Here is a 23,654-nt window from a genome sequence, read left to right as displayed (position 1 = left end):
ATGATATTTATGCCAATTTAGCATTGCTTTTTTCTATAAACATATTAAGTTTTTCCATAGCCTTACCGCTGTCTATAATCTCTTCAGCCATTTTTATACCATCATAAATACTTTCAGCTTTGCCTGCTATATATAAAGAAGCCCCAGCATTTAAACATACTATATTTCTTTTGGCACCTTTAAGTTTTGAAGATAATATATCTTTAATAATATTAGCATTGTAAGATGCATCCCCGCCTTCTATTTCATTTTTATCATAAAATGAGTATCCGAAGTCTTCAGGAGAAATATAATAAGTGCTTAATTTTCCATTTTCAGATATTTCGCAAACTTTAGTTTTTGAACTTATAGATATTTCATCAAGCTTATCCATTCCATAAACAACCATTCCTCTTTTTACTCCTAAATTCCTCATAACCTCCGCTAAAGGCTCAACTAAACTTTCATCATAAACACCCATAAGCTCCATATTTGCTCCAGCTGGATTTGATAAAGGACCTAATATATTAAATATTGTTTTTATGCCTAATTCTTTTCTAACAGGAGCAACATATTTCATAGCCGAATGATAATTTTGAGCAAATAAAAAACATATATTAATATCATCTAAAAGTTTTTTGCTCTCTTCAGGCGTAAGATTAATATTAACACCCAAAGCCTCAAGAACATCAGCACAGCCGCACTTTGATGATGCAGCCCTATTTCCATGCTTTGCTACCGACACACCAGCAGAAGATATTATAATAGCAGATGCCGTAGATATATTAAAAGAATTAGAAAAATCTCCTCCCGTTCCTACTATTTCAAGTATATCCATGTCATTTAATAACTTTTTAGAATGCTCTCTCATTACATAAGCTGACGCTGTTATCTCATCTATAGTTTCTCCTTTTAATGTGAGAGCTGTTAAATATGATGATATTTGTACTGAACTTGCATTGCCAGACATTATTTGCTTCATTGAATATTCTGCTTCTTCATAAGATAAATTTTCTTTTTTTGATAATTTTAAAATAGACTTCTTAATCATTTTATAATATTCCTTTTTTATTTATTTGAGTTTTATTTAATTTTATCTATTGAATTAATTATTTTTTAATGATATTTAACTGATGGGGATTAACCCCAAAAAAGACTTTTATTATTTATGAATTCTTTTATATAATATAATGCAATATTAAATACTTTCATTTTTCTATACACCTAAATAAATTTCTAATAATATCAATACCATTTTCTGTCATAACAGATTCAGGGTGAAACTGCACCCCGAATACAGGATAATCTCTATGTTCTACAGCCATAATTTCATCATCATCTGAAAAAGCAGAAATCTTTAAACAATCTGAAACCGTATCTTTTTTTGCTGATAAAGAATGATATCTTGCAACTTTAATATTGTTCGGCAAATCTCTGAATATTAAAGAATTATTATCTATATTTATAACAGAAGTTTTTCCATGCATAACTTTAGAAGCATGATCCACTTTAGCTCCGAATGCCTCGCATATAGCCTGATGTCCAAGACATACTCCGAATATTGGTATTTTATTATAAAAGTTTTTTATAATGTCAATACATAAACCAGCATCGCTTGGCTTACCTGGTCCGGGAGATATTACTATTAATTTAGGATTTAAATATTCTATTTCTTCTAAAGTTAATTCATCATTTTTTATAACTTTTATATCTTCTATATTACTGCAAAACTTTCCAATCAATTGATAAAGATTATAAGAAAAACTATCATAATTATCTATTAAAAGTATCATCAAAAGCCTCCTTTGATATTTCTATTGCTTTTACAACTGCTTTAGCTTTATTTATGCATTCTAAAAACTCTTTTTTAGGATCACTATCATAAACTATGCCTGCACCAGACCTTATGCAAATATTATCCATTTTTTTATATACAAGCCTTATGGCAATACATACGTCCATATTACCAGAAAAATCTATATAACCTATAGCTCCGCCGTAAAGCTCTCTGTCAATGGTTTCTAATTCATTTATTATCTCTAAAGCTCTGATTTTAGGAGCACCTGATAAAGTACCTGCAGGTAGTATACTGTCTATAGCATCTATGGCATCTTTATCATCTCTGATAATGCCTGTAACAGTGGAACTTATATGCATAATATGAGAATAACGCTCTACACTCATATAATCTTCTACATTTACAGTACCTATTTTACTTATTTTTCCTATATCATTTCTAGCTAAATCCACAAGCATATTATGTTCTGCTAATTCTTTCTCATCTGATAATAAATCTTTTTCATTATTTAAATCTTCTTTTTGAGTTTTTCCTCTAGGTCTGCTTCCAGCTAATGGATAGGTATAAAGTTTATTATCTTCTAATTTTACTAATGTTTCTGGAGAAGCACCTGCTATTTCTATATTATTATTTAAAATATAAAACATATAAGGAGAGGCATTTATAGTTCTTAATACCCTATAAACATTAAATAAACTTCCGCTTGCTTTGGCTCTTAAAGTATTTGAAAGTACAACTTGAAATATATCACCGTCTTTAATATATTCCTTTGCTTTATTTACTATATTGGAATAATTATCTTCATCAAACTCATATTCAAAATCCGACTTTATTTTTAAATCTTCAAAATTATGCTTTTTATCGCTTCTTATTATACTCTCCATCTCATCTAATTTATTTAATGCCTCTTTATATGAAGCATCTAAATCATCAATTTTTACATTTGTTATTAAAATTATCTTCTGCTTAAAATTATCAAAGCATATAATACTTTCAAAAAGCATTAAATCTAAATCAATTATATCTTCTCCCTTACTTTCAAAATCAAGCCTTTTTTCGCTATATCTCACATAGTCATAAGAAAAATATCCTACAAAACCTCCTGTAAAAGGCGGCATATTTTCTAATTTAGGGCTTTTATAATCTTTTAAAATCTCTCTTATAATCACTTTTGGATTTTCTTTTTTATAGAACTCTCCGTTTATATACACATCATATCTTTTACATGTTATGTTAAGTATTGGTTCATAACCCAAAAACGTATATCTGCCCCAATTATATTTATCATTAATGCTCTCAAGCAAAAATACTTTATCGCTATTACTTCTTAATATTCTCATTAATTCTATTGGAGTTATAAAGTCAGAATAAATTTCTCTTGATACGGCTATTCTCTTATAACTAGATAAATTATCTATTTTTTTTATATCATCTATTGTTGCGGACATACATTAAGCCTTTATATTACTATTAATAATAATACTATTATAAGTAATATAAAAATAATGTCAATAAATAAACATTTACATTGATAATCAAAAATGAATTTTTTTTGTAAAAAATAAGAATAATTATACAAAATGAATAAAATGTATAAAAAAAGCTATACTGAAATTAATCAGCATAGCTTTATGTATTTATAAGATTTATTTTTAAAATAAACCGCTTATTTTTCCATTTTCATCTATATCAATATTGCAGGCAGCTGGAATTTTAGGAAGCCCTGGCATATCTATTATACCTCCAGCCATAGCAATAATAAATCCTGCACCTGAGGCAAGTTTTATTTCATCAATATTAATAGTATATCCTTTAGGAGCATTTAATAAGGCTGGATTATCTGATATAGATTTCTGAGTTTTTGACATACATATAGGAAGATTGCCGAAGCCCATACTCTCTATTTTTTTCATCATTTTATTAGCCTTAGAAGAAAACTTAATATCCCCTGCCCCATATATCTCTTTGCATATAAGCTCAATTTTTTCTTTTACGCTTTTTTCTAAATCATATAAAGGCTTATAATTAGATTCTTCGGAAGCAGCTTTCACAACTTTCTGAGCTAAATCTTTTCCTCCTTCTCCTCCTTTCTCCCAAACCTCGCATAATGAAATATCAGCCCCCATATTCTCACAATGTTTAGTTATAAGCTCTATCTCTTTGTCAGTATCAGAAGAAAATTTATTTATAGCAACAACTACTGGAACATTATACTTTTTCATGTTTTCAATATGCTTATCCAAGTTATCAAAACCTCTATTCAAAGCATCCAAATCTTCTTTATTAAGCTCTGAAGCTCCTCCATGATGTTTTAATGCTCTTATAGTAGCAACCAATACTATGCAGTTAGGCTTTAAACCAGCAGCACGGCATTTTATATCAAGGAATTTCTCTGCTCCTAAGTCAGCAGCAAAACCAGCCTCTGTTATTGTGTAATCAGAAAGTTTTAAAGCTAATTTAGTAGCAAGTACAGAGTTGCATCCATGTGCAATATTTGCAAAAGGTCCTCCATGAACTATAGCAGGAGTATTTTCTAAAGTCTGAACCAAGTTAGGTTTTATAGCATCCTTAAGCAAGGCACAAGCAGCACCCTCAACTTTTAAATCTTTAACTTTTAAAGGATTATCATTAACATCATAAGCAAATACAATATTTCCTATTCTCTCTTTCAAATCCATTAAAGAATTAGAAAGACAAAGTATAGCCATAATCTCAGAAGCAACTGTTATTTGAAATGATGACTGTCTTGTAACACCGTTTTCACTTCCTCCAAGTCCTATTACAATATCACGCAATGCCCTGTCATTCATATCAACAACTCTTTTAAATATCACTTTATTAGTATCTATCTTTAATTCATTTCCTTGTTTAATATGATTATCAATACAAGCTGATATTAAATTATGGGCACTTCCTATAGCATGAAAATCCCCATTAAAGTGCAGATTAATATCTTCCATAGGAACTATTTGAGCATATCCTCCACCGCATGCTCCTCCTTTAATTCCAAATACAGGACCCAAAGACGGTTCTCTCAAAGCTGCTATTGCATTTTTTCCTATCTTATTTAAGCCCTGTGTCAAGCCTATTGTAACTGTTGATTTTCCTTCTCCTGCTGGGGTTGGAGTTATTGCTGTAACCAAAACTAATTTGCCATTAGGCTTATCTTTTAATTTATTCAAAAGAGATAATTCAATCTTTGCCTTATATTTACCGTAAACCTCATAATCATCATCGGTGAGATTAAGCATTTTAGCTATTTCATCTGCTCTTTTTAATTTACATTCCTGTGCTATTTCTATATCTGTTTTCATAATAACTCCTTAAATATAGTAATTATATAATCGATAAAAACAATATACAGCAATTTTAAAATATTTGATATACATATATTAATAATATTTTTAAATAATTTAAATAATTGATGCAAAATATTGTTGAATTTTGTAATAATTATAATTATAATCTTATTCAATAATATTTTATAAATAAAAGGAAAGTATTAATGGATAAAGTAAGTGTAAGTCTTATAGGCGTTGGAAGAATGGGACAATTTCATTTAAATGTTATAAGTCAAATTAATCAAATTGATTTATCTGGCATATATGATGCTGATGAAAATCATCTTAATGAAATATCTCAAAAATATAATATAAGAAAATTTCAAAGTATAGATGAGGCTATAGATAATGCTGATGCTGTTATAATAGCAAGCCCTACTATATATCATTTTGAAATAGCTAAAAAGGCTGTAGAAAAAGGAAAACATGTTTTAGTAGAAAAGCCTATGACTGAAACTTATGCTCAGGCTGTAGAGTTAGAAGAAATAGTAAAAAAGAAAAATGTTATACTTCAGGTAGGACATGTTGAAAGATTCAATGGTGCTGTTCAGGAACTTCATCATATAATAGAAAAACCATATCTTATAGAAGCTAGAAGATTAGCTCCTTTTACTCCGCGTATTACTGATGTTGGAGTTGTATTTGATATTATGATACATGATTTAGATATTGTAACTTCATTAGTAAAAAAGCCAGTTATAAAATTTTCTGCAAGCGGTAAAAGAATAAGAACAAAAAATGAAGATATAGCAAGTGCTTTATTAGAATTTGAAGATGAAACAATAGCAACAATAAGTGCAAGCAGAGTAACTCAGGAAAAAATTAGAACTTTGGCTATAAGTACAAAAGAGGCATACTTTTTATTAGATTATGCCACTCAGGATATAACAATACATAGACAGGCAGCTAGTCAGAGCAATATAAAAACTTCTATTGGTATAAACTATAAACAAGAGTCAATTATAGAAAGAGTATTTATACATAGAGATAATCCTCTAAAATTGGAAGATGAACATTTTGCCAACTGTATATTAGGAAAAGATAAAAGATTCGTTTCTATAGAGGATGATGTTAATACTATAAAATTAACAGAAGCCATATTAAAAGAAATTAAAAAGACTTGGTAATAGCTTTACATTATTTCTTTTATTATTCTATGGAAATTGCCGTATTCAATTTTTTGTATCTCTTCATCATTAAAGCCTGAATCTTTAAGCAGGTTTATAATATCATAAGATTTAGAAGCATTTTCTAAACCTTTTACATAAGGAGTTTCATCATCTTCAAAGTATTCATTATAATCGAAACCAAGTCCTATATGATCAATACCTATCTTATCTGCTATATATTTAATATGATCTATTGCCCTATAAATAGTATGTTTATTAGAATCTTCATCTATAAACCATTTGTATGAATTAAAACCCACAACTCCATTTACATCTCTAATAGCTTTTAATTGTTCATCCGTAAGATTTCTAGGGCTATTGCATAATTTTCTGCTGTTTGAATGAGAGGCTATTACAGGACATGAAGTTATATCCATAACATCAAAAAAAGACTTATCATTTAAGTGAGATACATCAACTATCATACCTTTTTCCTGCATCTTCTTTACAGCTTTCTTTCCTAATTCAGTTAATCCCCTGTTATAATCTCCTCTTACTCCAGATGCTAATTTATTTTCCTCATTCCATGTTAAGCTGGCATGCCTTGCCCCATATTCATAATACTCATCTAGCAAATCAATATTATCATCTATAGATATAAGCCCCTCAAACCCTATAAACACATATATTTTATTTTCTTTCTGTGCCTTAATCATATCATCATAGCTTTTTACTATAGATATAATATCATCTATATATTCAAGCTCATTTGATATTGAATTTTGTATTTCTCTTACCCTATCCAATGCCCTTGAATAATTTTTAGGCTCTACCCATATAACAAATATAGAACCTCCTATTTTGCCTTTAATTAAATTATCATAATGATATTTCTTTATAATATTATTTTCGCCTCTTAAAGTTTTTACCGCAACATCAGTCCATATATCAGAATGAGCATCAAATATCATTTTTATTCCTCTCTTTTTTCATTATTTGCTGTTAATATATACTTCTGAAAAAATATAATTTTATTTACAGCTATATAAACAATTAAACATGATAAAACCTTATCAATTATATTAGCCAGCACTCTCGCTATAAATGATGCTTTTACAATATTTACACCTTTCTCTATTAAAGAAGTTATAAAAGAATCTACAGTCCCCCCTGTAAATCCATTTGAAAGTACTATTGATATGGGAGTTCCAATAAGCGTAGCGATAATACCTATAACTATTCCAATTACTAAAGCTGATATAATATTAAACCTAAATTTATATGCTGAAAAACCAACTATTAATCCTATTAATGCATTTATTATAGCAAAATATAAATGCTGATGGCTTAAAAAAAATGATAAAATTAAATTACTAAGTATTCCAACTATTGCCCCATATACAGGACCAAGTACAACAGCTGATAGTATTGTGCCAATGGAATCCATAAACAAAAAAGGTATATCAAAAAGCAAAACTATATAAGTAAAAGCAAAATTTGATACCAGCCCTATAAAAACTACAACTATATTATACTTCAAATTATTATTCATAAACTATGCCGAAAATATACGATGTTTAAAATATATTAAAATAAATAAAAAATTCAATTTATTTTCACTATACATCATTTTTAAAAAAACATATTCTTTTTACCGCTATAGAAACTAATATGCATGATAATAATTTATCCAATACAGCTGACGGTAATGTTAAAATTACAGCAGATATTATAAGACTTTTACCGCTGCTGAGTAATGACTGCATAAATAAATCTATAGTTCCTGAAGTTACTCCATTAGCTAATAATATAGAAATAGGTATTGATATTAAACCGCTTATGATGCCTATTGAAATGCCTGAAACAAGAGCTGTTTTTATATTAAAATCATATTTTTTTGATATAAATCCTGCAGAAAGTCCTATCATGGCATTAACAATAGCAAAATGTATATTCAAATAATCTATAGTAAAAGAAAATATTATATTGGTGAATATTCCAACTAAAGCCCCAGCAATAGGACATATTACAACAGCAGTTAATATAGTGCCAATGGAATCCATAAAGAGAAAAGGTATCTTAAATATAAGAACTGTATATGTAAAAACTATATTTACCATAATTCCAATAAAAAAAGCTATAATATCATATCTTTTTTTCTCATTAAAAACATTTTTAATTATTGTATAATATCCAATAATAGAGTTTGTATAATTTTTCTTTCTATAAAACACAGCAATAATTAAACATGAAAGTATTTTATCTATGATGCTGCTTGATAAAGTTCCGAATACTAATGCCGTTTCTACATTCATTCCTCTGCTTATTAAATATTTAACTGTAAAGTCAAGAGTTTTAACCATATCTCCTTTAGTTAATATTATTAATATAGGTATTGATATAGAGGCAGATATAACAGCAATAACAATACCTAAAAATAGTGCTATTCTTATTCCAAAACCATATTTATTAACTGTAAAACCTACAATTAAGCCTATAACAGCATTAACTACAGCAAAATGTATATTTACATAGTCAAGAAATAAAGAAAGTACAATATTAGTGAAAACGCCTACAAAAGCACCCTACATAGGACCTAAAATTACACCGCTCAATATAGTTCCTACACTATCCATAAATGTAAAACATATTTTTAATGACGATGCTGTATAAGCTAATACAAAATTTATTATTACACTTATAATGACTATCAATATTTTTTTACGTATATCTGAATTAACCATATATTTTCTTTCCCAACACAGCAAAATTATTATATAATTGTACAATTTAATATCAAAATAAAAAAAATGCAAACAAAAAGCCCTGACAAAATATTTATCAGGGCTTAATATAATTAATTATTATTAATTTTTATTACTTAGCTGTGAAAGCAACCATAGTCATCCAAGATAATGGTTTGTTGTAGTGAGGTAAGAAGAAGAAGTCTGATAAAGCAAATTCCTGAACTGTCATACCTCTTTGAATAGCAAGAGAGAATGCGTGAATAGCTTCAGCATGGTTATGGTTAGAAGCTATTTGAGCACCTAAAAGACGTCCGCTGCCTTCTTCATAAATGATTTTTACTAATACATCTTCATAAGTAGGCATAAATTCTGGTCTTTCCGCATCTTTAAAGAAGTTAGATTTAACTTTTAATCCTTTTTTCTTAGCTGTTTCTTCAGACCATCCAGTAGAAGCCATATTGTATCCGAATACACAAATAGCATTAGAACCTTGTGTACCGCAGTATTCTACTTTATTTCCTACGATATTGTTAGCAGCAACTATACCCATTCTTACAGCGTTAGTAGCCAAAGCAATATATTCTTGTTTTTCAGAAGCTCTTGAATATACAGTAGAACAGTCGCCTATAGCATATACATCAGGGTCTTTAGAAGATTTCATAGTAGTGTCTACAACGATAGCACCATTAGGAAGAGTTTCTAAATAATCTTTGTAAAGTTCACTGTTAGGTCTGAAACCAACAGACATAACTACCATATCTACATCATAAGAACCTTTGTCAGTAACAACTTTTTTAACTCTGTCATCACCTTCAAATTTTTTAACTGTTTCACCTAAATGCATTTCTATTCCAGCATCTTTTATTCTTTTTTCAGCTTCATCAGTTATTTCTTTATCGAAATAGTTAGCCATAACTCTAGGCATAGCTTCCATCAATATAACTTCTTTACCATGATTTTTGAATGCTTCTATAAGTTCAACACCTATATAACCAGCACCAACTACCATAACTCTTTTTACATCTGGTTTAGCTATTTCATTAATGATTTCCTGACCTTGTTGATATAATTTTGAGAAGAAAATGCCTTTTTTAAGTCCGTAAGTAGTACCTTCCTGCATTAAACCTTCTATAGGAGGAGTTACAGGCCAAGAACCAGTAGCAAGAATAAGTTTATCATAATTATCATCAAACTCTTTTCCTGTTTTTAATTCTTTGATATGTAATTTTTTATTAGCCCAGTCAATTTTAGTTACTTCATGTCCCATGTGAACTTTAATGCCTTCGCTTGTTAAACTTTCAGGACTAGCATAAAATAAACCTTTAGGATCTTTTACTACTCCTCCAACCCAAAGAGCAATACCACATGCTAAGAAAGATATATTATCATTTCTATCATAAGTTACTACTTCACATTTTTTAGAAGCTGCTAATGTTTTTGCTGCCCATGTACCGGCATGGTTACAACCTATTACTATAACTTTCATAATATTTAACCCCTTTATTTTTAAAAAATTAATATATATTTTAGTATTTATTATAGTACAAAAAACATACTTAGTCAAGGTATATTATATAGTTAATTACAATTTTATACTATTAGAAACATTTTTATATAATAACTTTACTAATTCTTATATATTAGCTATTATATAAATAATATTGTTAATTGAAATTATAAACTAGCAATTCACTTATTAAATAATATTATTAACATAATACTAAAATCAAATAAAAATTCAGAATTCCAAATTATAAAAATTCATAATATCATTGATATTTATACTTTTTATGCTATATTTTAAAAATAAAAATTTATATATGGGTCTTATTATGATAAAATTTAACGAATATTTTTTAATGGAAGAAAAGGATGTAATAGCATATATAAAAAACGAGTTAAAATACTTTAATTCTAATGACAAAATAACATGCAAAGAAATAGGCGACGGTAATATAAATTACGTTTATAGAATAAGCAATGGCAGTAATTCTATTATACTTAAACAAGCTGGAGTTCATACTAGAAGCAATTCGTCTGGAAGGGTACTGGATATTAATAGAAATACTAGAGAGGCTGAAATTTTATCATATTATGGTTCTCTTCTTCCAGATTTAGCACCTAAAATTATACACATAGATAAAACAATGAAATTATTTATAATGGAAGACCTGAAGGGATATTTAGTTTTAAGAGATGCTTTAATTCAGGGACAAATATATCATCATTTGGCAGAACATATATCAGAGTTTATAGTAGAAACAACTTTATCATCTGCAGATTTTTTTATAGATACTTTCTATAAAAAAGATAATGTTGCTAAATATATTAATAAGGAATTATGTAAGATAAGTGAAGAACTTGTATTCAGAGAACCTTTTTTTAATTTATTAAATGAGAACGTATTTTCAAGTTCTTTGAAACAATTTGTTAAAAATAATCTATATGACAATAAAATACTTCAGTCAGAGGCGGCAAAACTTAAATATGAATTTATGAATACTGCTCAGGCACTTATACATGGAGATTTACATACTGGTTCTATATTTGTAAATGAAGATTATATAAAGGTTATGGATTGTGAATTTGCTTTTTACGGTCCTATTGGGTATGATTTAGGAAATATTATAGGTAATTTTATTTTTGCTTATATTTATCATATAAATGTTACAAATGATAAAAATTATACTTCATTTTTGTTTCATGTTATAAATGACATTATAAAATTATTTAAAAATAAATTTATAACTAAATTTATACATGATACAAATGATATATCTGTAAAAAATGACTATTTTATAGAGTTTTATTTATTAGAAGTACTAAAAACATCTTTTGGTATATGCGGACTTGAGATAATAAGAAGAACTACAGGATGTGCAAGGGTTAAAGAGATAGAATCTGTTGAAGATGAGGAAATAAGAAGAAATATAGAATATACTCTTTTAAATATTGGTATAGAATGTATAATGTACAGGGATAGAATTTCTGAAGAAGAAAATTTTATGGAAGTTATAGATAAAGTTATATCTAAAATAGATTTTAATAATATCTAAATATATTTTTTATTATATTGTTAGGAGTACTTTAATGTCTAAGATAGAGAGAATAGATAAAGAATTGGCTTTTATGCTTCAATTTGAAAATATTGCTTGGTATGATGACGGATGCGTGAAAATATTAGATAGGAGAGTATATCCTAATAAAGTAAATTTTGTTGAATGCAAAACTCATAGAGAGGTATCAAAGGCAATAGCTGATATGGTAACGCAAAGTGCAGGACCTTATCTTGCTGTTGCTATGGGAATGGCACTTGCTGGATATGAATCTAAGCATTTAGAAGGTAATGACAGGATAGAATTTTTAACTCATGCCTGCAATACTTTGGCTAATTCAAGACCTACTACAAGTGCTAGGATGATGTCTATAACTAAATCATGTTTAGAGGCAGGAACAGAGGCTATAAAATCAGGCAAAGACCCTATAGAAGCTATGTTTAACAGAGGAATAGAACTTTCTACAAAAAGATATTCCAAAATAAAAAAAATAGCTGAAAATCTGGTATCAATGTATCCTGATAAAGGAACTATACTTACTCAATGTTTTGGGGAATCTATTGTGGGATTTATGATACAGGAATTTCAGAAAAATAAAAAAGATATAAAAGTTGTATGTGCAGAAACAAGACCATATTTTCAAGGGGCAAGGCTTACAGCAACTGTAGCCTATGATCAGGGTGCTGATGTTACAGTTATAACGGATAATATGGTGGCATACACTATGCAGGAAAAGAAAATAGATGTATTTACTTCTGCTGCTGACTTAATATGTCTTAATGGTGCTGTTGTAAATAAAATAGGTACTTTTCAAATAGCAATAGTAGCTAAATATTTGGGTATTCCTTATTTTGTAACAGGAGCTCCAGATAAAGGATATCATGGACTTAATGATGTACATTTTGAGTTTAGAGATGAAAAGCTTGTAACTGAAGCTATGGGAGTAAAAACTTCTAAAGATGGAGTTAAAGGATTTTATCCTGCTTTTGATTATACCCCTCCTCATTTAGTCAGTGCTGTTGTAACAGATTTAGGTATTTACAGCCCTTATGATTTATTTAAATATTATATAGGAAATGATGAAGGCGAGTATTAATTAAACGGGTTTTTTATATCAGCCTTTCTTATATCTATTAAGAATTGAATAAATAAATCAAACAATATAGGGTCTATTTGAACCTCTTTTTCTACATAGTTTTCATATATAAACTCTACAGCACCTTTTATATCAAGTCCTTGTCTATCATATATTTTTTGAGGAAGAACTATTGTATCGAATAAGTCCACTATCTCCAGCACTTTGGCAGGAAAAAAAGATATACTGTCTAAAGAATAAATATCCTCAGAATAATATGATATAAGCCAAGCAGGAGATAATGTTTTATTTTCTTTTAGATATGTTGATATTATATTGGATAAAACACTATATCCGTATCCGTAATATTCATGATGCATCCCTACTATTAAAGAAATATCATTATTGTAGTTTCTGAAATATCTTAAGAACTGATATCCTTTAATAGCATGCGAAGTAGAATCTTTGCTGTAATATTTAGGTTTATTTATATTCAAATAATCAAGTTCTTTTACTTTGACAACATCATGCCAAAATGCTCCTGCGGCAAAACTAGCTATTCTTTCCAAAGATAATTTTTTAAGACCATTTTTAAAAATATCATCAAAAGTTATTATTTTTTTATCTATATTATATTTTTCAAACACTTTTTTATAGTATTTGCAATATTTGGTATTAAAATTAATTATTGACTTCAGAGGAAGCTGTTTTGATATCTCATCATTATAATACAATAGAAATTCTATAAAAGTAATAAAAACTCTGTTTCCATGCCCTATAACATTTCTGCATCTAAAACTGTCAATTTTGTAGAATAAATCTATATTTGGGTATATTTTATTTACTAATTTGGCAACAGAAAGTATTAAATTATTTGATATATACTGGGTATCATAATATTCAACATTATCAAAATCAGGCTGATTAATACTGTCTTTTACAGCATTCAAAAGATGAATCAGATTTATTCTTTCTATAAAAGCTAATTCAGTAATTATATCAAATATATATTGTACAGCATTTTCATCAAAGCCTTCATTTATGTATTGATTTAATATATCAGTATAATTATTTAGAGAAACAAATCTCTCTTTCGGAGTTTCTTTAAGTATCACCTCTAATATGTCATACTCAAATTTTTTAGTTTCTTCCGAATCAGGCAGGCAGTCTTTATAAACCTTTAAAAACTGATTAATGTCTTTTATGTTATGATAATTTTTATCATCCTCTTTTGACCTATTTAAGAAAACATCAATAGCCTCTTTATAAGATTTTTCTATATAAAAACTAGTAAACATATCGCTGTTTACATAATTTTTATCAAATAAAATATCTATCTTATAATTTGGTACCATCATATACACATTATCATCATTAGCACATAATATACCGTTAGAATGAAGCTTCACTATATCCAAATTTGACTTGATTAAATTCAAATCTATAGGAACATAATTGTTAATATCTATTACCATATTTTACCTTAATTTAATTATGATTATATAATAAACTATTTTTATTTTTTATCAATATTTTTTAAAAAAAATATGATATAAGATACTTGACATATTTTATTGATATAGTATAATACGGAACTCATAGATTTAAAAAATTAAATTTTATGACTACTGGGGTGTCGTCAAGCGGTAAGACAATTGGTTTTGGTCCAATTATTCGAGGGTTCGAATCCTTCCACCCCAACTTTTCTAAATGGTTACTTAAATGGGCATAGCAGACGAAATATTAATATTAAGCGGTACAGCAAATCCTCAATTGTCTGAAGATGTTGTTAATAACTTAGGTCTTAAGTTAGGTAATATGGAAATACGTAAGTTTGCTGACGGCGAAACATTTGTTCAAATTGAAGAAACTGTTAGAAATAAAGATACTTATGTAATACAGCCTACAGGCAGACCTTCAAGCAGTGAAAGCTGGATGGAGCTATACTGTATAATAGACGCTCTAAAAAGAGCTAGTGCTAAACGTATTACAGCTGTTATACCTTATTACGGATACTCAAGACAGGATAGAAAAAATGAACCTAGAGTTCCTATAACAGCAAAATTAGTAGCGAATTTATTATCAGAATCTGGTGCTCATAGAGTTTTAGCTCTTGATTTACATGCTGCCCAAATACAAGGATTTTTTGATATACCTGTTGATCACATGCTTTCTAAAAATGTTTTTTTAGAAAAAATAAGACAGGATTTAGATATGTCAAATTCTATAATAGTATCTCCTGATATAGGCGGTGTAGGAAGAGCAAGGGCTATAGCCAAACAGTTAAATTTAGATATTGCTATTATAGACAAAAGAAGAGATAGAGCCAATGAATGCGAAGTTATGAATATAATAGGCGATGTTAATGGAAAAGATGCTATTATTATAGATGATATAATAGATACAGGCGGTACTCTTATAAAAAGTATCAAAGCTCTAAAAAATGCAGGTATGAGAAAAATATATGTATTTATTACTCATGCTGTATGCTCAGGCGATGTTTATGAGAGAATTAATGCCAGCGATATAGAAAAACTTTATATAACTGATAGTTTAAAAGTTATGAAAGACAGATTAGGAAGCAAAATAGAAGTACTTTCTGTTGCTCCTGTTATTGCCAATGCTATTAGGCATATACATATGGAACTTTCAATAAGTGTACTATTTGATAAGTAAAATAAAAGGAAAGAAATATGAGTGAGAATTATACTATTAAAGCTTTACAAAGAGATACAAAATTTAAAAGTGTTGGACGTAAATTAAGAAATGAAGGTTATGCTTTGGCTACTCTTTACGGCAGAGAAAATCAATATTCAATCGCTGTGGAATTAAAAGAGTTTACAAAAGTATTTTCATTAGCAGGTCAGCATGATATTATTACTTTAGATATACAAAATGATAAATCAAGAGAAGTTTTAGTAAAAGATTATCAAATAGACGGTATAAAAAGAAGTATCAGACATATAGACTTCTATGAAATAGATAGAAATAAAAAGATTAAAACTTATGTTCCTATTCATATTGAAGGTACTCCTGAAGGTGTACGATTAGGAGGCGGTACTCTTGAACAAGTTGAATATGGATTAAATGTTAAAGCTTTTCCAACCTCTATTCCTAGAGAATTAATTGTAGATGTTAGCGAATTAAAAGTAGGAGATAGCTTGCATATTAGCGATATTAAATTCCCAGAAGGCGTTGACCCTGTAGGCGATGCTTCTAAAGCAATTGTTACTGTTGTTACTACTCAAGATGATGATGCTAAAGGCGAAACTAATCAATAATAGTTAGTAGGATTAATACTATATATGATGAAATTAGTAATGGGACTTGGAAACCCAGGTGAGCAATATAAAAATCATAGACATAATGTAGGCTATATGATTTTAGATAGAATAGCTAAAAAACTTAATGTTGAATTGGATATCAAAAAAAAGAAAACTGTTTTTGGAAGAGCTAAGCATGGTAAAATGGAATATCTATTATTAAAGCCTCAGACTTTTATGAACCTTTCTGGTGAAGCTGCTCTTTATATGGCTAGTTTTATGAAAATTACGGTTGAAAATATTATCGTTATATATGATGATATGGATGTACCTATAGGTGAATTTAGAGTAATACCAGCTAAAAATGATGACAGTGATGATGATACAGAAAATTATAAGATAGATCATAATGGTGTGAAAAGCATAGAAGATTCTCTTAAAAATGGCAACTTTACAAAAATTGGTGTTGGAATAGGTGCATGCCCTGAAAATGAAGAAAAAGCAGATTTTTTATTATCACCTTTTACAAAAGATGAAAGAAAAAAAATTAAAGATATATCTGACAATGTTGTTGATGCTGTATGTATAGCTTTATTTGAATCTCCTCAGGCTGCTAAAAAGAAATATTCATGATTACTAAATTAGTTATTGGGCTAGGAAATCCTGGAGAAGAATATAAAAATAATAGGCATAATGTCGGATTTATTATGCTTGATAAGATAGCACAAAATCTTTCAGTTAATTTTGATAATAATAAAAAAAAGTCCTTATACGGAAGAGCTAAAAAAAACGGCATAGAATATATACTCCTTAAACCTCTTACATTTATGAATTTGTCTGGAGAATCTGCTTCTTATATAACAAAATTTTTCAATATAAATACAGAAGATATAATTGTAATATATGATGATATGGATATACCATTTGGAAGTTTTAAAATTAAAAAAGGCGGAAGTTCAGGCGGGCACAATGGAATTAAAAGTTTGATTGCTCATTTGAAAAGCGATGACTTTACAAGAATTAGAATAGGAATAGGAAGACCAAGCGGAGGAAAACAGGTTAATGATTATGTGCTTTCATCTTTCAGCAAATCAGAGAGGGAAAAATTAGATAATGATATTTCTATTGATGTAATTGAAGCAGTAAAAACAGCCCTATTTGAATCTCCTATAATAGCACAAAATAAATTTAATAAAAGAATAAATAATGAAAAAAAAGAAAATAAAAAAATAGATAAAAAGGATAAAAAAATGATTAAAATTGTCGCTAAAAACCCAGTTAAACAAGAAAATAAAGCAAAATTTATAGAAACAGTAAAGGAACTTATAGAAAAAAGCAGAGCAGAAGAAGGATGTATATCATATAATCTATATGAAAGTTTAGATGGAAAATACCTAACATTTATAGAAGAATGGAAAGATGAAAAAGCAATAGAAACTCATAATAATTCAGATCATTTTAAATCTATAGTACCAAAGATTAGGGAATTGACTGACGGAGAAATGGATACTGTTTTATATAAAGAAGTGAAGTAAAAATTATTTTTACTTATTAAGTAAAATAAAAAAGCAAGATACTATATTTAGTTTCTTGCTTTTATTTTTTAAATTTTTTAATCAGTCTTTATTTTTTGTAGCATTAGCTTCTGGTATTTCATTATTTTTTAATTTTTCTATAAAACTTCTTAAATCATTTTTTGAAGCAGAAGAATTAGAAACTTTTCCTCTTTCTATGATTCTCTTTGTACCAAGACTAACTATAGTTTGAATATCCAAAATAAAGCTTACTGTACCATCCCCTAGAACTGTAGCACCAGCCAAACCTTCGCTTTTTGTAATGCTATCTTTTAATGTCTTAATAACTATATCCTGCTCTCCTATTAAGTTATTAACCAATAACGCAACTTTTTTACCCTCAGAAGAAAGTATAACAGCATAATATGATTTTATATTATCATATCTTGAAGGAAGTCTGAATAATTCCTTAATACTAAGTACATTGATAACATCATCCCTAACCTTTATTACCTCTATGCCTTCCAATTCCTGAATATCTTTAACATCTATTTTTACAGTTTCCAATATACTGTTAATAGGAACAGCATAATACTCTTTTTCAGCATCAACTATAAGAGCCTGAATAATTGCTACAGTAAGAGGTATTCTAAGAAAGAAAGTAGAACCCTTACCCCATTCTGTTTCTATACCGACAGTTCCGTTAATTTTCTCTAAACTCTTTTTAACTACATCCATACCAACTCCCCTTCCAGATACATTGGTTATTTTTGCAGCTGTAGAGAAACCTGGAGCAAATATATATTCAAGCATTTGTTTTTCAGAAAGTTTGGCATCTGCAGATACTAATCCTTTTTTTACAGCACTTTCAAATATTTTCTGAGGTATCATTCCTTTGCCGTCATCAGATATTTTTATTATTATTAAGTTGCCTTCATGCGAAGCACCTAAAACTACTGTCCCTGTTCTAGGCTTTCCAGCTTTTTCTCTTTCATCAGGATGTTCTATACCATGATCCATGGCATTTCTTATAATATGCACCAATGGGTCTACTAATACTTCTATAACTGATTTATCTAATTCTGTTTCCTCTCCGTACATTTCCAATTTAACTTCTTTGCCTAAATCCCTTGATAAATCCCTAATCAAACGAGGAAATCTATTGAATGTCTGTGCTATAGGAAGCATCCTTATCTTCATTACAGTTTCCTGAAGTTCATTAGTTACCCTAGTAAGAAGCTGATATGAATTTCTAAATTTATCCAAAGTGGTTTTAAACTCTTCCTCCATTTTTACCAATTCTGAAAGTTTATCATTAAAACCATCTAAATATACATTCCTAATCTCTTTAATCTCTTTCTTTTGCATGTATTCTTCAAATTTTCTAAGTATCTGAACAATACTATCCCTATAATACCTTTTTACCTCATTTATACCATTACCTATTATTTTATTATACGATGTAAAGTCATCATCATACTGAACATAAGAACTTTTATTAGTTACAAGCTCTCCTACCTGATTCATCATGGCATCAATTCTGTCGCTTTCTACTCTAAGGAAAGAACTTTGTCTTTCTGTTTTATGATCTTTTCCTCCCTTTGCCGCTTCAGGTTTTTTTGATGCAGGAGCTGCCTCTTTAACAGCAGGAGCTGCTTCTTTTTGTTTCTTATCTTGAAGAAATTTCTCATATTCTTCTAATATAATATCTTCAATGGATATTTCTTTTGTAACATCTGGTAATGTAATGGCATCTATTATTGTTTTATCTTCATTTATAGTTGCAAATATATATGTAACATGTTCATAAAACTCATCACCTTCCAAAGCCTCAAGAGGAGGAATACTCCCCATTATCTCCCCTACATCTTTAAGAGCTACAAATACTTGAACACCGCCTACAGTTCTCATAGGGCTTTCTGGATCAAAACTAACATGTACTAATTTTGTTTTTACACCCTCTTCAACATTATCTCTAATTATACCCAGTAAATCATTATCATTTGGAAGAAGCTCATATTTATTAACTTTTTTCTCTGTTTCAGGAGCTGCCGATGTGCTTGTAGTACTTTCGGCGGCGGAAGATGCAGGAGCATTGCCTAATTTCATGTTTTTAAAATCTTCAAGCTTTTTTATCTCTGCTTCTATATCTCCAGAATACTCGCTTTCTTCACTAGCTGTATTAATTAAGTCTTTTAATATATCTATGCCTTTTAAAAGAACATCTATAGTAGCATCATCTACTTCTATTTTATTATTTCTTATTAAATCAAGTAAATCTTCAAATCTATGAGCATATTTTTGTGTTTCAACTAATTCTACAGCACCTGCACTTCCTTTTAAAGTATGAACAGCTCTGAATATTTCCTGTATTGCATCAACATTGTTTCTTTCATTATCTAAAATAAGTATATTTTGCTCAAGTCTATCAAGCATTTCAAATGCTTCTTCAAAGAAATCCTTAAGCAGACTTTTTATATAATCATCCATCTATACGCCTCATAAAAATCGAAAATCTTACTATATATTATCGGAAAAAGATAAAAATGTCTATAGTAAATAATATTTTACTTGAAAATATAATAATTTATTATATTATAAAAACAATTAAATGTCTATATCTTTATTTTAAAGGGGCAAAAAATGAAAATATGTATAATAGGTACTGGTTATGTTGGTCTTATTACAGGTGCATGTCTTGCTGAAATGGGTAATTATGTTATATGTGTAGATAATGACGAAGAAAAACTTAAAAAATTAAAAAATGGTATTACTCCTCTGTACGAACCAGGGCTTGAAGAACTTATATTAGCCAATGTTTCTGAAGGAAGATTAGAGTTTACAAACGATTTAGCTTCTGCTGTACAAAAATCTATAGCTTGTTTCATCGCTGTAGGTACTCCTTCTGGAGATGATGGAAGCTGCGATTTAAGTTTTGTACTTTCCGTTGCTAATGATATAGGCAAAGCTATGAATGGGTATAAAGTAATAGTCGATAAATCTACAGTACCTGTTGGAACTCATAAACTAGTTGAAGATGAGATAAAGAAAAATTATAATGGGGAATTTGATGTTGTTTCTAATCCTGAGTTTTTAAAGCAAGGTGCTGCTGTTGATGATTTTCTGAAGCCAGATAGAGTTGTTATAGGCTCAGACAGTGAAAAAGCAATAGATATAATGAGAGATATTTATAACCCATTTACAAGAACTGGAAATCCTATAATTATAATGGATGTGCGTTCTGCTGAAATGACTAAATATGCTGCTAATGCATTTTTAGCAACTAAAATATCTTTTGCCAATGAAATAGCTAATATATGTGAAAAAGTTGGTGCTAATGCTGATTTAGTCAGAATCGGTATGTCAAGCGATAAAAGAATAGGAAATCAATTCTTATTTCATGGATTAGGATACGGAGGAAGCTGCTTTCCTAAGGATGTACAGGCATTAATAAAAACTGCTTCTGATTACGGTATCAATTCAGACTTGCTTAAGGCTACTCACAAAGTTAATGTTAATCAAAGAAAAATATTCGTAAATAAAATTCTTAAACATTATAATAATGATGTTAAAGGCAGAACTTTTGCTTTATGGGGACTTGCATTTAAACCTAGAACCAATGATATGAGGGAAGCTCCTTCAATAACTATCATTAACATGCTTTTAGATGCAGGTGCTAATATTAGAGCTTATGATCCTAAGGCTTTCGATAGTGCTAAAGCTATATTCGGAGATAAAATATACTATGCTGAAAATGCTTATGATGCTTTATCAAATGCAGATGCTTTAATTTTAGTTACTGAGTGGAATGAGTTTAGAAGACCTAGTTTTGATAAAATTAAAGAATTATTAAAAGAACCTATAATATTTGACGGCAGAAATCAATATGAAAAAAGCAGAATGAAAGAAAGAGGCATAAAATATATTTCATTAGGCGTTGCCGAAGACTAAATAACATGGTAAATGAATATAAAAATATATTATTAAACAGACTTCATAGAACTATTACCGAAAAAAATAAAATAGAGAATAATCATATAAGACTTTTAAGCTATGATATTATTATAGAACCCGAAATAGTACAGCTTGAGAGAAAGAACAGTGTATTATGCTCCATATATTTCTATGTCAAAGCTCCTTTATTTGATAATATATTTTTTGATTCATCTTCCAGTATGGCATCGGACGAATATAAAGCTATAATGATAGCTTCTGATAATTTTGTTTATTGTCCTTTACAAGGTATTTTAGATTTTTTAAATGGGGTTTATCACCATGAAATAGAAACATTTATTCTTGATAAAAAGAAAAGTTTCACGGTATGCGAAAGCCCTATGATAGGTCTTGGAAATATAGAAAACAAAGAAAATTTTTATGAAGATTATGTGGGATTTGATGGAGAGAATGGATATTCAAGTTTTTTATGGAATGCTGTGTATAAGGATGTGCCTTTTATATTAAGAAATAATAGAGTTAATTTTATAAAGACTTATGGTGCTAAAATGCCTAATGGAGATGTTATTGTTGAATGTACAATAAACAATGTTAATAACAAAACATTGGAAGATTGTATTAAGGATGAAATTATAAAATGGAATAATGAAGGAGAATTTTTTTCTATAAAGCAGTTTTTCTTTATACTTCAATCTGATAATACTTATATAAAATATCCGTATACAAAAGAAGAAATAGAATATTTTGTCATAGAGTATGTATTGGAATTTGAAAATTCTAATGGAGATTATGAAAAATTTATAAGAAGCATAAAAAATATTATCCCCGATAACAGTATAAGAGAAGAAATTATTAATTTTATACCAGAAATATGTGCTGAAAATGCATTCAAAGATGTCATATTTGATGAAAGAGTTAATATCAATATAAACTCCAACAGCTATAAAATATTAAAGGCTCAATTTACAAGCTATAAATATATTGAAGATGCATTAATGGACGGTTTTTCTAATAATATTTTCAAAGAAGAAACATTCAATGATCTTGTTCATCTAAGCAATTCATACAATATAATATATGATACCTTGCAAAATAAGCCTAATATCCCAATGAATGAAATATATATATACAATACATTCAATTTCACATCAGATTATAATTTTATATAAATTAATATGACAAAGTAGAAAAATATAATCCAATTTGAACACCCAAATCTATAGATGAAAATTTAACTGATGTTCTTTTATATTCCATAAGAGGAAAATCATAATTGAAATAAAAACTTAAACTTATGCCGCTAAAACTTACAAATGTTTTTAAACCTACGAGAAATTTTATATAAGGTATTACTATATTATCAAATCTGTTTTTAAGCCTTCCATAATTTAAAACTTCTATTATATAATCGTATCTATAGCTTCCTCCAAGCGGCACCTTAACCCCGCCTCCAAAACCTATCATAAACATTCTGGCAAACATCGTTTCAATGTATCCGCCTATATTCAAACTATCAAAAACATGAGTATATTTTTTTCCATTATCCATAAATCCGTAACTATCTCTGTAGTATCCTAAATCCATGCCTAGTCCCAATAACGCATTCTTACTCAAAAAGAAATTATATGCAGGCTGAAGCAAAAAACCTATCTCAAAAGCAGATTTTGATTTATAAACATTATTCTGATTCCCAATATAATATGAAGGCAGGCTTCCAGCTAAAGGAAGTATATAGCCTAAACTAAAAAAACCTAATTGAGAAAATGCATTTGAAGATATTGTTATAATAAGTACAAATAAAAAAATAGTTTTTTTCAT

The 23,654-nt window shown here is 28.7% G+C and carries 22 protein-coding genes and 1 tRNA gene; 11 read left to right on the top strand and 12 right to left on the bottom strand.

Going from position 1 to position 23,654, the window contains the following annotated elements; translation table 11 throughout:
• Positions 1 to 7: 7 nt before the first annotated feature.
• The 4 genes from trpD to Q0J69_RS09440 all read right to left on the bottom strand — a co-directional run bounded on the left by trpD (position 8) and on the right by Q0J69_RS09440 (position 5,091).
• On the bottom strand, positions 8 to 1,030 hold the full coding sequence (trpD, locus tag Q0J69_RS09455) for an anthranilate phosphoribosyltransferase (protein WP_297206679.1): 1,023 nt from the start codon (positions 1,028 to 1,030) through the stop codon (positions 8 to 10).
• 157 nt (positions 1,031 to 1,187) lie between these two features.
• A complete protein-coding gene (locus tag Q0J69_RS09450) occupies positions 1,188 to 1,772 on the bottom strand; it encodes an aminodeoxychorismate/anthranilate synthase component II (protein WP_297206677.1) in 585 nt (194 codons plus the stop codon).
• On the bottom strand, positions 1,753 to 3,225 hold the full coding sequence (trpE, locus tag Q0J69_RS09445; RefSeq protein WP_297206674.1) for an anthranilate synthase component I: 1,473 nt from the start codon (positions 3,223 to 3,225) through the stop codon (positions 1,753 to 1,755). Before trpE ends, Q0J69_RS09450 begins: the two co-directional genes overlap by 20 nt.
• 204 nt (positions 3,226 to 3,429) lie before the next feature.
• Positions 3,430 to 5,091: a formate--tetrahydrofolate ligase gene (locus Q0J69_RS09440; RefSeq protein WP_297206671.1), complete on the bottom strand. Its 1,662-nt coding sequence runs from the start codon at positions 5,089 to 5,091 to the stop codon at positions 3,430 to 3,432.
• 191 nt (positions 5,092 to 5,282) lie between these two features.
• Between Q0J69_RS09440 and Q0J69_RS09435 the strand changes: the two genes are divergently transcribed.
• A complete protein-coding gene (locus tag Q0J69_RS09435) occupies positions 5,283 to 6,245 on the top strand; it encodes a Gfo/Idh/MocA family oxidoreductase (RefSeq protein WP_297206667.1) in 963 nt (320 codons plus the stop codon).
• A gap of 5 nt (positions 6,246 to 6,250) precedes the next feature.
• Here Q0J69_RS09435 and Q0J69_RS09430 read toward each other — a convergent pair whose 3' ends face one another.
• The 3 genes from Q0J69_RS09430 to Q0J69_RS09420 form a co-directional block, all read right to left on the bottom strand.
• Positions 6,251 to 7,198, bottom strand: a complete 948-nt coding sequence (locus tag Q0J69_RS09430; RefSeq protein ID WP_297206664.1) for a dipeptidase — start codon at positions 7,196 to 7,198, stop codon at positions 6,251 to 6,253.
• A gap of 2 nt (positions 7,199 to 7,200) precedes the next feature.
• Positions 7,201 to 7,779: an ECF transporter S component gene (locus Q0J69_RS09425; RefSeq protein ID WP_297206661.1), complete on the bottom strand. Its 579-nt coding sequence runs from the start codon at positions 7,777 to 7,779 to the stop codon at positions 7,201 to 7,203.
• Positions 7,780 to 7,846: 67 nt separating this feature from the next.
• Entirely contained in the window at positions 7,847 to 8,542 is a 696-nt protein-coding gene (locus Q0J69_RS09420) for an ECF transporter S component (protein WP_297206658.1), read from the bottom strand.
• On the opposite strand from Q0J69_RS09420, the gene Q0J69_RS09415 reads away from it, so the two are divergent.
• The gene (locus tag Q0J69_RS09415; protein WP_297206655.1) at positions 8,493 to 8,762 is read left to right on the top strand and encodes a hypothetical protein; all 270 of its coding nucleotides are present in this window, start codon (positions 8,493 to 8,495) and stop codon (positions 8,760 to 8,762) included. The two genes, Q0J69_RS09420 and Q0J69_RS09415, sit on opposite strands and share 50 nt — an antisense overlap.
• Before the next feature lie 50 nt (positions 8,763 to 8,812).
• Here Q0J69_RS09415 and Q0J69_RS09410 read toward each other — a convergent pair whose 3' ends face one another.
• Positions 8,813 to 8,971 (bottom strand): hypothetical protein, encoded by a 159-nt coding sequence (locus tag Q0J69_RS09410; protein ID WP_297206652.1) that lies wholly within the window; start codon positions 8,969 to 8,971, stop codon positions 8,813 to 8,815.
• 133 nt (positions 8,972 to 9,104) lie between these two features.
• Positions 9,105 to 10,460: an FAD-dependent oxidoreductase gene (locus Q0J69_RS09405; protein ID WP_297206650.1), complete on the bottom strand. Its 1,356-nt coding sequence runs from the start codon at positions 10,458 to 10,460 to the stop codon at positions 9,105 to 9,107.
• Between the two features lie 346 nt (positions 10,461 to 10,806).
• Here Q0J69_RS09405 and mtnK point away from each other — a divergent pair, with 346 nt between their 5' ends.
• Together mtnK and Q0J69_RS09395 are read left to right on the top strand one after the other, a co-directional pair.
• Positions 10,807 to 12,030, top strand: coding sequence for an S-methyl-5-thioribose kinase (gene mtnK, locus Q0J69_RS09400; RefSeq protein ID WP_297206647.1), 1,224 nt, complete (start codon positions 10,807 to 10,809; stop codon positions 12,028 to 12,030).
• Between the two features lie 34 nt (positions 12,031 to 12,064).
• Positions 12,065 to 13,126, top strand: coding sequence for an S-methyl-5-thioribose-1-phosphate isomerase (locus tag Q0J69_RS09395; RefSeq protein ID WP_297206644.1), 1,062 nt, complete (start codon positions 12,065 to 12,067; stop codon positions 13,124 to 13,126).
• Here Q0J69_RS09395 and Q0J69_RS09390 read toward each other — a convergent pair.
• Positions 13,123 to 14,580: a phosphohydrolase gene (locus tag Q0J69_RS09390; RefSeq protein ID WP_297206643.1), complete on the bottom strand. Its 1,458-nt coding sequence runs from the start codon at positions 14,578 to 14,580 to the stop codon at positions 13,123 to 13,125. The genes Q0J69_RS09395 and Q0J69_RS09390 overlap by 4 nt on opposite strands.
• Before the next feature lie 154 nt (positions 14,581 to 14,734).
• Between Q0J69_RS09390 and Q0J69_RS09385 the strand changes: the two genes are divergently transcribed.
• The 5 genes from Q0J69_RS09385 (at position 14,735) to pth (Q0J69_RS09365) (ending at position 17,903) form a co-directional block, all read left to right on the top strand.
• Positions 14,735 to 14,806 (top strand) — tRNA-Gln (locus Q0J69_RS09385).
• Positions 14,807 to 14,827: 21 nt separating this feature from the next.
• A complete protein-coding gene (locus Q0J69_RS09380; RefSeq protein WP_297206640.1) occupies positions 14,828 to 15,781 on the top strand; it encodes a ribose-phosphate pyrophosphokinase in 954 nt (317 codons plus the stop codon).
• 17 nt (positions 15,782 to 15,798) lie between these two features.
• Positions 15,799 to 16,386 carry a 50S ribosomal protein L25 gene (locus tag Q0J69_RS09375; RefSeq protein WP_297206637.1) on the top strand — a complete coding sequence of 196 codons (588 nt, stop codon included), beginning with the start codon at positions 15,799 to 15,801 and terminating at the stop codon, positions 16,384 to 16,386.
• A 24-nt stretch (positions 16,387 to 16,410) separates the two neighbouring features.
• Positions 16,411 to 17,001, top strand: coding sequence for an aminoacyl-tRNA hydrolase (pth, locus tag Q0J69_RS09370; RefSeq protein WP_297206635.1), 591 nt, complete (start codon positions 16,411 to 16,413; stop codon positions 16,999 to 17,001).
• Positions 16,998 to 17,903 carry an aminoacyl-tRNA hydrolase gene (gene pth / locus Q0J69_RS09365; protein ID WP_297206632.1) on the top strand — a complete coding sequence of 302 codons (906 nt, stop codon included), beginning with the start codon at positions 16,998 to 17,000 and terminating at the stop codon, positions 17,901 to 17,903. Before pth (Q0J69_RS09370) ends, pth (Q0J69_RS09365) begins: the two co-directional genes overlap by 4 nt.
• An 81-nt stretch (positions 17,904 to 17,984) precedes the next feature.
• On the opposite strand, the gene Q0J69_RS09360 is transcribed toward pth (Q0J69_RS09365), so the two are convergent.
• Positions 17,985 to 20,372 (bottom strand): chemotaxis protein CheA, encoded by a 2,388-nt coding sequence (locus tag Q0J69_RS09360; RefSeq protein ID WP_297206629.1) that lies wholly within the window; start codon positions 20,370 to 20,372, stop codon positions 17,985 to 17,987.
• Positions 20,373 to 20,525: 153 nt separating this feature from the next.
• On the opposite strand from Q0J69_RS09360, the gene Q0J69_RS09355 reads away from it, so the two are divergent.
• Positions 20,526 to 21,833, top strand: coding sequence for a UDP-glucose/GDP-mannose dehydrogenase family protein (locus tag Q0J69_RS09355; protein WP_297206627.1), 1,308 nt, complete (start codon positions 20,526 to 20,528; stop codon positions 21,831 to 21,833).
• A 5-nt stretch (positions 21,834 to 21,838) separates the two neighbouring features.
• Positions 21,839 to 23,005, top strand: a complete 1,167-nt coding sequence (locus Q0J69_RS09350; RefSeq protein ID WP_297206625.1) for a DUF6348 family protein — start codon at positions 21,839 to 21,841, stop codon at positions 23,003 to 23,005.
• 1 nt (position 23,006) lies between these two features.
• On the opposite strand, the gene Q0J69_RS09345 is transcribed toward Q0J69_RS09350, so the two are convergent.
• A complete protein-coding gene (locus Q0J69_RS09345) occupies positions 23,007 to 23,654 on the bottom strand; it encodes a hypothetical protein (RefSeq protein WP_297206623.1) in 648 nt (215 codons plus the stop codon).

Origin of the sequence: uncultured Brachyspira sp. (genome assembly GCF_944388875.1) — a bacterium.
Taxonomy (GTDB): Bacteria; Spirochaetota; Brachyspiria; order Brachyspirales; family Brachyspiraceae; genus Brachyspira.
Note: the sequence above shows the minus strand (reverse complement) of the source record. Positions and strands in the feature narration are given on the sequence as shown.